The sequence below is a fragment of the Serratia sp. Ae19-1 genome, assembly GCF_059801225.1.
This window is the reverse complement of record NZ_JBCHWD010000010.1, coordinates 160751-169268: the sequence shown is the minus strand read 5'-3', so window position 1 is coordinate 169268 and position 8518 is coordinate 160751. Positions and strand designations below refer to the sequence as shown.

The following is an 8518-nucleotide window of genomic DNA, read 5'->3' as shown; positions in this document are numbered from 1 at the left end:
AAACCTGCGCCTGCATGGCGCGCTGGTGGCGGAGCCGTGCGTGATCCCGCCGGGGGCGGAAGAGATCACGCTGGATTTTGGCACCATCATCGACAAGTACCTGTACCTCAATACCCGCACGCCGGGGCAGAAGTTTGAAATTCACCTGGCCGAGTGCGATCTCAGCCTGGGCAAAGCGGTGAGGGTCACGCTGCTGGGTAGCGAAAGCGTGGCGCTGCCCGGCCTGCTGGCCCCCACGGGCGGCAGCCTGGCTAAGGGGATCGCCATCGGGCTGGAAACACTGGCGGGCAAGGCGCTGCCGCTCAACCAGGCCAGTGAGAAACAGGGCCTGCAGGCCGGCGGCAATATTTTGGCGTTGCAGGCCTATGTGCGCGGTGAACCGCAGGCAATAGAGCGAAAGACCATTGGGCGTGGGGCGTTCAGCGCGGTGGCGACGTTTAGTCTGGCTTATGAATAGTCTGATTAACCTCAATACACGGGATTTTTTATCAGAAGTTATTCGAAATGTTTATCGTTTTTTATGAGAGATAACGCAAAAAATACTATTAAATAGTTCGGGAGGTTATCATGATGAAGGTTTTTTATGGGGCTATGTTCTTTTTTGTTTTTATTTCTAATGCACTTGCTCTGGAGCCCATGAGTGTAAATATTGAGTGGAGTTGGGTTGGGCCTAGAACGGTTAAATATACTCTTAAGTCCGTTTCGAGCAGCAGCTCCAAGTCGTTCTCCTCTGCGTATTGTCTGAGGGGGGCAGAATGTCAGATTTCAATCGGCCCCTCCTCAGGGATTGAGCCTGGTAATATATTTCCATTAAGTGATTTTGGTCGTGCTGGTTCTTCATACTCTATGAGTACAATTATGGCAAGTATTAACAGTAAAGACTTGCCTATTTCAAATCTTTACGGTGGCTCTCCTGAGAGAGATAAATGTCTTTATGTTACAATCTGGATTCCAGGCAGTACCCCTGCTATTCAAGGCTCAGACTGTAACCCTAGCAATCCCCCCCCTCCGGAAAAAGTAGTTTGTACCTTCTCCGGTGACGTATCCTTACTCCACGGCACTTTGGCGGCATCAGCAGTTGATGGAAACCGGGCGATGGCCACTAACCTGTTGTCTTGCACTGGGCCAGCAACGGTGAAGGTTAAAGTCACCGGCGGTAGTGGGAGTAATATATTAAAATTAGCCGCCAACGGAAGTTTATATTCGACGTTAAAAGTCAATGATCAGAATGGGAGTACGGGCACTAACATATCCATTCCCAGTTCAGGAGCTTACGCGCCTGTACTCTTTACTTCGGATCTTTCTGTGAATGGTACGCCCAGCTCTGGGAGTTTCAGCGCCTCAGCGGTAGCGACGATAGAAGTAATTTAATGGTATTTAGTCTTATTTTTAATTAGTTAGAGTCTCTCCATGTTTGTGTATTATATGCCAGTCAGAACAAAGGAGCTTGCTGGTTATGGTTAATATTGCCTTGCTAGGCAAGGACGCTTTTATTTCTCAGGGGCTGGTATTCTTTCTGGTTGAATATTTTCACGGCAAGAATAAGCGGGTGGAGTTTGTTAATCAGAGTCGCCTGGGCAGTGCCGACATTGTTTTTTATGACGCCAGCCGGCCTATGGCCCGCCTGATTGGTGAGGCGCTGCGTGCAGGCATGAAAGATTGCGTCATTTTTTCCCTGTGTGAAGGGAAAAACAGCCTGGCGACGTGGCGGCTGGGGCGGTTGCAGAAAACGCTGCCCAAACGCGGCGATCTGCGGCAGCTGCGTTTTTATTTAGATGCATTATGGCATGAACGAGAAACATCCGGTTCAGATGAGGCGGTACTGTTTGAGGAAGAGACGCTGACGGTACGGCAGCGGCAGATCATGCGGCTGTTTTCCAAAGGCGTCAGCCCGGCGGATATTTCAGTGCGGCTGAATATCAGCGTTAAAACCGTGAGTGCGCACCGGGGGGCGGTCATGAAGAAATTCGGCTTTAACCGCAAGATTGAACTCTACAACTGGCTTATTTTGCGCCGTAACGAACTGTGAAAGGGAATGCGGGTGATCTTGTTTTTTGGGGCTGTTTTATTGTTTTTTCTGAGCCTGTTCTCGTTTTTTATGCACTATAAAGCCATGAGTAAAAACCGATTGAATACCCGCATTAGTAAAAGACGCGCAAAAAACGTGGGCTGCATATGCTGCAAAATCGGGCGCCGAGCGCTCAGCGTCCGTAAGGCGTCGGGCTTTACCCCATCGCGAACGACAGGGGGAATGACCTCCACTGCGGGTTCGATCAATCGCACACCGTCAGACTGTTAATGTCAAACCGGTATTATGAATTCATTGATTGGCTGCTGCCCACGAAGGGAGAGTATTCTTAACATTTATGAGGGATATTATACTTTTCTGTTTTTGTTATTATTCATGCCTGTGTAATTCCCATGTCTGTACATCTTATTAATTATCAGTGGCGTGAATGCTGATTTTGAAACCATAGATTCTTATGCTGCCTTATGTGAAATGAAATTCATAGGGCTATTAATGGTTGCTGACCGAATAGCAGGAACTCATCTTTGCCATTTGGCTCTTGGTTGGCTGTGGTCTATGAGTTCTTAAATAATTATTGATTGCGCGAATGTTGTGTTTGGCGTGATGTCAGGATGTACCCAAGGAAGGTAAAGTGAGTCTTTTTTATCTGGCGATACTTCTGTTTTTTCTGAGTCTGTATGCGTTTTTCAAACATGAACGGCGCATGAGGAAAAGACGGCTGGCGGGAGGTAAGAGAGGACATTAGCCGCAGCAGGGAATCGGTATAGGCTGTGTTGTACTGGGAAATAAAGACAAAACCGGTAATTCAATAAAAAGGAAGGGCATGATGAGAAGAAAAATCGCATTACTGGGCTGCGCACTGCTGATGTGTTCGCCGCTGGCTCAGGCAGGCCTGGTGATTGAAGGTGGTATTAATGGCAATACCGGCAGCGGCGGCAACACGTCCGTTGACGTGAGTATTAACGGCAGCACCAGCGGCAACAACGGTACCGGCGTCAACATCGGCGGTGCGCAAAAACCGGCGTCTACTGCCAGCCAGCTGCAAAAAGATATCTATGCATCAATTTGCGCCAGCCCGTTTATGAAGAAATACGCCTCGATTTGCCAGTGAGGCATAAGTCTAAACTCGCCGTACTGGCGGGTTTTGTATTAATAATGTCTGGGTAACGCAAGCGGGGCTGAAAGGCGCCGCCTTTTCACTCTTCTTTCGCATAGAGATACACCGAAGCGCGGGAAACGCCGAGGTGCTGCGCCACGATTTCCATCGCCTTTTTCACCTCGAGCAGACCTTGCTCCCTCAGTTCCTGAATCAACCGCTTTCTCTCCGGTGTTTTCAGCGCGCGCGGCGTGGTGGCGTGGCGTGCGGCGAAGCGATCGATACGGTTGCGGATGGCCTCCGCGCCGCTGGGCTCCAGGTGTTCCGTCACCGCGCCGGCCGCCGTTTGCGTGAACTGCGCCAGCGCGCTTTGCATGCCGCGGAACAGCGTCATATCAACGTTCAAACAGAGTGCAGCGACGTAGTCGCCCTGCGCATTCTTGATGCCGATCGAGGTACTTTTCGCCGGGCGACCGTCGGCGAACTGGTTGCCGTAGTTGGCGATCACGCTGGGAAACTCCGCCGAAGCGATGCGAGCCAGGCCAAGTTCCGTCGCCGCTTGGCCGACTTCTCGTCCGGACAGGTTGTTGTGGATCGCCAAAATGGCGTGTTCGGGATTTTGCAGATCGTGAACCACCACTTCGCAAAACGGCGCGAAGGTGGCGCTCAGCCCCTCGGCAATCACATTCAACTGGGATAACAGTAAATTTTCCGGCACTTCAGGCATAGGGCACTCCGATCACTCTCTTGGCGGCGTTGGCTCATTTCGAGCCAGATGAAGAACATACCACAAGTGCGGCGCACGGCGGTTTTCATCTGGCGCCTGGCGGCACTAAAAATGATCCTGCTCCCAATTCCGCACTTCCCGATTGGCATTTGACTGTCGCGCAGGTATATAACATCATAACTGGACTTATTTTCTAATTTTAGATTATTTGTTTTGAGTATGACCATGTTCGTGCGTTAAAAGCCGTATCGCACACACCGGGGTTTTTCAGCGCTAGCTTCAACGGCCCGCAAGGGCATGGAGAACAATAATGTCTGCAACTTCAGTCGTCGGTTCGGCACGAAAACCTTTTTACTCCACGCTGACCTTTCAGTTAGTGGTAGGGCTGGCGGCCGGTGGCGCGCTGGGAGTGCTGTGGCCGCAAATTGGCGCTCAGCTCAATCCGCTGGCGGCGGCCTTCGTCAAGCTGATCAAAATGGTGGCCGGCCTGATTGTGTTTCTCACCGTGGTGGCCGGTTTTGCGCAGGTTAAACGCGGTGCCGGCGTTGGTCGCCTGGGCATGATCTCGGTCTGTTATTTCGAAGCGGTCAGCACGTTGGCACTGCTGATTGGCCTGGTGATAGGCAATCTGTTTGAGCCGGGCAAGGGGCTGGCCTTGCATGCTGATGCCGCCACGGTGCTTAAACCGGCGGAGCCCCTGCAAGGCGTGGATTTCGTGATGAGCATCATCCCGAAAACGGTGGTTGATGCGTTGGCCAGCGGCATCATGCTGCAAATCTTGTTGGTGGCTCTGCTGTTTGGCTATGCGCTGTACGCAATGGGCGATAAAGGCAAGCCGGTGGTTGATTTGGTGAATCTGCTTACCGAAGCCACCTTCAAAGTGGTCAATATCATCCTCAAACTGGCGCCCGTTGGCGTATTTGGCGCGGCGGCGTTCATGCTGGGCAAATACGGCATTGGCGCGCTGATGCCGGTGATGAAATTGGTGGGGCTGGTCTATCTGGGGTGTCTGTTCCTCATTGTGGTGGTGTTTTCCGTGGTGGCCTGGTTGACCCGTTTTAGCCTGTTCGGTTTCTTAAAACTCATCAGGGAAGAGCTGATCATCGCCTTTACCACCACCTCATCGGAAGCCGCCTTGCCGGGCCTGATGAAAAAACTTGAAGTGGCCGGCTGCAGTAAAGCCACCGTCGGTTTTGTCGTGCCGACCGGTTACTCCTTGAATCTGGACGGCTCTTCAATCTACATGACGTTAGCGGCGCTGTTTATCGCTCAGGCCGCCGGTTTGGAGCTGAGCCTGGCGCAACAGGCCGGTCTATTGATGGTGTTTCTGCTGACCTCGAAAGGCGTAGCCGGCGTGACGGGCGGCGCTTTCGTCACGCTGTCCGCTTCGCTGTTGATGTTTCCAGAGATACCGATGGAGGGGCTGGCGCTGATTCTCGGCGTGGATCGCTTGATGGATACCATGCGTACGTTGACTAACGTGGCCGGCAACGGCGTGGCGACCATGGCGATTTCTTACTGGCAGAAAGAGCGTGTGGGTTTTCAGGCGAGGCTGCCTGAAGCGGCCGTGCGCAAACCCGTCTGAATGCCGCCCTGCGCGGTTGCCGCAGGGCTTTTCGAACCTGTGCAAGGATTAAATATGAAGCATGATGTGGTTTACAACGGCTCCGGCAGCTTTCCTCCCGCCGGTCATTACTCACCCAGTTGCACGGCCAATGGGACGGTCTATATCTCTGGCCAATTGCCGATCGCCTTTTCCGGTGAGAGTCTTGCCGGCGAATCTTTCGCGCGGCAAGTCCGCCAGGTGCTCGACAATCTGGATGCCTGCCTGGCAGGGGCCGGCGTCGGCCGCGCGCAGCTGGTTCAGGTGCGCGTCTATCTGACGGATATCGATTTGTGGCCGACCTTCAATGCGCTGTATGCCGAATGGATCGGCGAGTTTCGCCCCGCGCGCGCGGTGGCCGGCGTATCGCAGCTGCATTATGGCGCCGCCGTGGAAGTGGAAGCTGTCGCGTTGTCCGCCCTTTAACCCTTACTGACAGGTAACGCTATGACCGATTTGATTTTACCCGTTTATGACGACGTGGCCGCCGCCGCCGCACGCATCAAGGATTATGCTCACCGCACGCCGGTGCAGACTTCACGCACGGTTGACGACGATTTCGGTGCCAGCGTATTTTTCAAATGCGAGAACCTGCAGCGGATGGGCGCCTTTAAATTTCGCGGTGCGATGAATGCCTTGCTGCAGTTTTCTCCGGCGCAGCGCAAGGCCGGGGTAGTGGCCTTTTCTTCCGGTAATCATGCGCAGGCGATCGCGCTGGCCGCCAGGCTGCTCGACATTCCCGCCACGATCGTCATGCCGCACGACGCGCCGGCGGCCAAAGTGGCTGCGACGCGTGGCTATGGCGGCAAAGTGGTGGAGTACAACCGTTATCATGAGGATCGCGAGCAGATCGGCCGGGATCTGGCGCAGCAACAGGGATTAACGCTGATCCCGCCTTACGATCATCCGCAGGTGATCGCCGGGCAGGGCACCGCGGCTAAAGAGCTGTTCGACGAGGTCGGCGAACTGGACGCGCTGTTCGTTTGTCTGGGCGGCGGCGGGTTGCTGGCCGGTTCTGCGCTCGCCGCGCGTCGGCTGTCGCCGGGTTGCCGAGTCTATGGCGTAGAGCCTGTGGCGGGCAATGACGGGCAGCAATCCTTCCGTACCGGCCGCATCGTTCACATTGAGACGCCGCAGACCCTCGCCGATGGCGCACAGACGCAGCATCTGGGCCAATATACTTTCCCGATTATCCGCCGGGACGTTGACGACATTCTGACGGTGACCGACGATGAGCTGATTACCGCCATGCGCTTTTTCGCCGAACGGATGAAAATGGTGGTGGAGCCAACCGGCTGCTTGGGGTTCGCCGCCGCCTGCGCGCAGAAATCGATGCTGCGGGGAAAACGCGTCGGTGTGATCATCAGCGGCGGCAACGTCGACATTCGCCGCTACGGCGAGTTGCTGGCAGGTCAATAGAAACAGGCGGATGACGAGAGAGAACCATGGTGACAGACAAGACGGTATTTGAGCAGGTCGTGGCGCTGCTGAGCGCCGGAGAGGCCGCATTCCGGGTGATAGAACATCCGGCGGAGGGGCGCTGCGAAGCGGTAGCGGCATTGCGCGGCACCGAACAGGGGCAGGGCGCCAAGGCACTGGTGTGCCAAACGCGCATCGATGGAACCAAGCATTACATTTTGGCAGTGCTGGCGGCTGACCGTCAGGCGGATCTGCAGCGGTTGGCGGCCGAGTTGGGCGGTAAAAAGGCGTCGTTGGTCAGCCCGGCGGAAATCGCGACCCTGACGGCCTGCGTGCCGGGGGCGATCCCGCCGTTCAGCTTCCACCCGCAGCTCAGGCTGGTCGCCGATCCGGAGCTGTTTGAGCGTTACGATGACATTGCGTTTAACGCCGGCGATCTGCAACGCTCCGTAGTGCTCAATGCGCAGGATTATCTGCGTATTGCGGCGCCTGAGTTTATTCATTTCGCGCGTACGGAGACGATAGCGGAGTGAGAAAAAGAGCGTCTGTTCAGACGAGTTGAACAACAACGCTGAACTGCCGTTTACCGCCGGTTCAGCGTTTTTATGCTATATCCTTTGTTTGGAACCGCTGGCTGAACGAGAGACTGAGTTTGATCACCAATCCCCTATCCCGCAAAGAATACGCAGTATGGATGTCGTTAACGATAGGGTTCAGCTTTGCGTGGTTAAATCTTTTAGAGCTCTATAACAACGACGCATTATTCTTTCAGAAATTGACGATTTCCGTCATCAATAACGTTTCGTTCGCCGATGTCATCGCCTCTTACCTGAGGCTGATTCTGTATCTTCCTTTCGGCGTGTTGGCGATCGTGCTGACGCTGCTGTTTTGCGCCCAGCGGTTATGCGATACCCGGTTCTTCGTGCTCGCCTGGCCGGTTTCTCTGGCGATCTTCCTGGCCTTTTGGTTCATCAACGTCGCTTTCCCCGGGCATCTCAATCTGGTATTAGCCGCCAAATCTTGCGTACTGGCGCTGATTGGGCTGATTCCGCCGAGCCAACGAAAGCCCGAATAATCGAACGCAGTTCGATGGAGAGTCCTGTCTCTGAAAAGCAAAAACCCAGCCATAGGCTGGGTTCTCTATATAGGGCGACCGGACTCGGACAACCGGCGCTGGCGCCGCGTTGAACAGCGCTTTAGCGCTGGCCCGCAGGGTGAGGCCTCTGGCCGAATAATCGAACGCAGTTCGATGGAGAGTCCGTACCTCAGAAAGCGAAAAACCCGCCATAGGCGGGTTCTTCTGAATATGGTGCCCGGACTCGGACAACCGGCGCTGGCGCCGTGTTGAACAGCGCTTTAGCGCTGGCCCGCAGGGTGAGGCCTTTGGCCGAATAATCGAACGCAGTTCGATGGAGAGTCCTGTCTCTGAAAAGCAAAAACCCAGCCATAGGCTGGGTTCTCTAAATATGGTGCCCGGACTCGGAATCGAACCAAGGACACGGGGATTTTCAATCCCCTGCTCTACCGACTGAGCTATCCGGGCAACGGGCAGCATTAAACCGTATTGGCATAAAGCCGTCAACGGCTTTATGCGTGAAAGACGCTAAAATGCGTCCGGTTGCTGGCTTTTCAGGCAAAGGGCGC

The 8518-nt window shown here is 54.5% G+C and carries 10 protein-coding genes and 1 tRNA gene; 9 read left to right on the top strand and 2 right to left on the bottom strand.

What is annotated here, in order from left to right:
- The 4 genes from AAIE04_RS23205 to AAIE04_RS23190 form a co-directional block, all read left to right on the top strand.
- On the top strand, positions 1–457 hold a 457-nt coding region (locus tag AAIE04_RS23205; RefSeq protein WP_498577735.1), incomplete at its 5' end, for a fimbrial protein.
- Positions 458–567: 110 nt separating this feature from the next.
- A complete protein-coding gene (locus AAIE04_RS23200; RefSeq protein WP_498577734.1) occupies positions 568–1371 on the top strand; it encodes an MrpH family fimbial adhesin in 804 nt (267 codons plus the stop codon).
- Between the two features lie 85 nt (positions 1372–1456).
- Positions 1457–2029 (top strand): helix-turn-helix domain-containing protein, encoded by a 573-nt coding sequence (locus tag AAIE04_RS23195; protein WP_498577733.1) that lies wholly within the window; start codon positions 1457–1459, stop codon positions 2027–2029.
- 823 nt (positions 2030–2852) lie between these two features.
- Entirely contained in the window at positions 2853–3140 is a 288-nt protein-coding gene (locus AAIE04_RS23190; RefSeq protein ID WP_498577732.1) for a hypothetical protein, read from the top strand.
- An 85-nt stretch (positions 3141–3225) separates the two neighbouring features.
- Here AAIE04_RS23190 and AAIE04_RS23185 read toward each other — a convergent pair whose 3' ends face one another.
- Positions 3226–3852 (bottom strand): helix-turn-helix transcriptional regulator, encoded by a 627-nt coding sequence (locus AAIE04_RS23185; protein WP_004929586.1) that lies wholly within the window; start codon positions 3850–3852, stop codon positions 3226–3228.
- 310 nt (positions 3853–4162) lie between these two features.
- Here AAIE04_RS23185 and AAIE04_RS23180 point away from each other — a divergent pair, with 310 nt between their 5' ends.
- The 5 genes from AAIE04_RS23180 to AAIE04_RS23160 all read left to right on the top strand — a co-directional run bounded on the left by AAIE04_RS23180 (position 4163) and on the right by AAIE04_RS23160 (position 7949).
- Complete coding sequence (locus AAIE04_RS23180; protein WP_498057807.1) at positions 4163–5437, top strand: cation:dicarboxylate symporter family transporter; 1275 nt, start codon at positions 4163–4165, stop codon at positions 5435–5437.
- A gap of 54 nt (positions 5438–5491) precedes the next feature.
- Complete coding sequence (locus tag AAIE04_RS23175; RefSeq protein ID WP_498057808.1) at positions 5492–5881, top strand: RidA family protein; 390 nt, start codon at positions 5492–5494, stop codon at positions 5879–5881.
- 21 nt (positions 5882–5902) lie between these two features.
- Entirely contained in the window at positions 5903–6874 is a 972-nt protein-coding gene (locus AAIE04_RS23170; RefSeq protein WP_164095954.1) for a threo-3-hydroxy-L-aspartate ammonia-lyase, read from the top strand.
- A 26-nt stretch (positions 6875–6900) separates the two neighbouring features.
- On the top strand, positions 6901–7407 hold the full coding sequence (locus AAIE04_RS23165) for a YbaK/prolyl-tRNA synthetase associated domain-containing protein (protein WP_498577731.1): 507 nt from the start codon (positions 6901–6903) through the stop codon (positions 7405–7407).
- A 119-nt stretch (positions 7408–7526) separates the two neighbouring features.
- The gene (locus AAIE04_RS23160) at positions 7527–7949 is read left to right on the top strand and encodes a hypothetical protein (RefSeq protein WP_230329028.1); all 423 of its coding nucleotides are present in this window, start codon (positions 7527–7529) and stop codon (positions 7947–7949) included.
- A gap of 392 nt (positions 7950–8341) precedes the next feature.
- On the opposite strand, the gene AAIE04_RS23155 is transcribed toward AAIE04_RS23160, so the two are convergent.
- A tRNA-Phe gene (locus tag AAIE04_RS23155) sits at positions 8342–8417 on the bottom strand.
- Positions 8418–8518: the final 101 nt, after the last annotated feature.

Coding starts and splice junctions, on each gene's coding strand:
- AAIE04_RS23200 (WP_498577734.1), top strand. CDS start 568: ATGATGAAGGTTTTTTATGGGGCTATGTTCTTTTTTGTTTTTATTTCT.
- AAIE04_RS23195 (WP_498577733.1), top strand. CDS start 1,457: ATGGTTAATATTGCCTTGCTAGGCAAGGACGCTTTTATTTCTCAGGGG.
- AAIE04_RS23190 (WP_498577732.1), top strand. CDS start 2,853: ATGATGAGAAGAAAAATCGCATTACTGGGCTGCGCACTGCTGATGTGT.
- AAIE04_RS23185 (WP_004929586.1), bottom strand. CDS start 3,852: ATGCCTGAAGTGCCGGAAAATTTACTGTTATCCCAGTTGAATGTGATT.
- AAIE04_RS23180 (WP_498057807.1), top strand. CDS start 4,163: ATGTCTGCAACTTCAGTCGTCGGTTCGGCACGAAAACCTTTTTACTCC.
- AAIE04_RS23175 (WP_498057808.1), top strand. CDS start 5,492: ATGAAGCATGATGTGGTTTACAACGGCTCCGGCAGCTTTCCTCCCGCC.
- AAIE04_RS23170 (WP_164095954.1), top strand. CDS start 5,903: ATGACCGATTTGATTTTACCCGTTTATGACGACGTGGCCGCCGCCGCC.
- AAIE04_RS23165 (WP_498577731.1), top strand. CDS start 6,901: ATGGTGACAGACAAGACGGTATTTGAGCAGGTCGTGGCGCTGCTGAGC.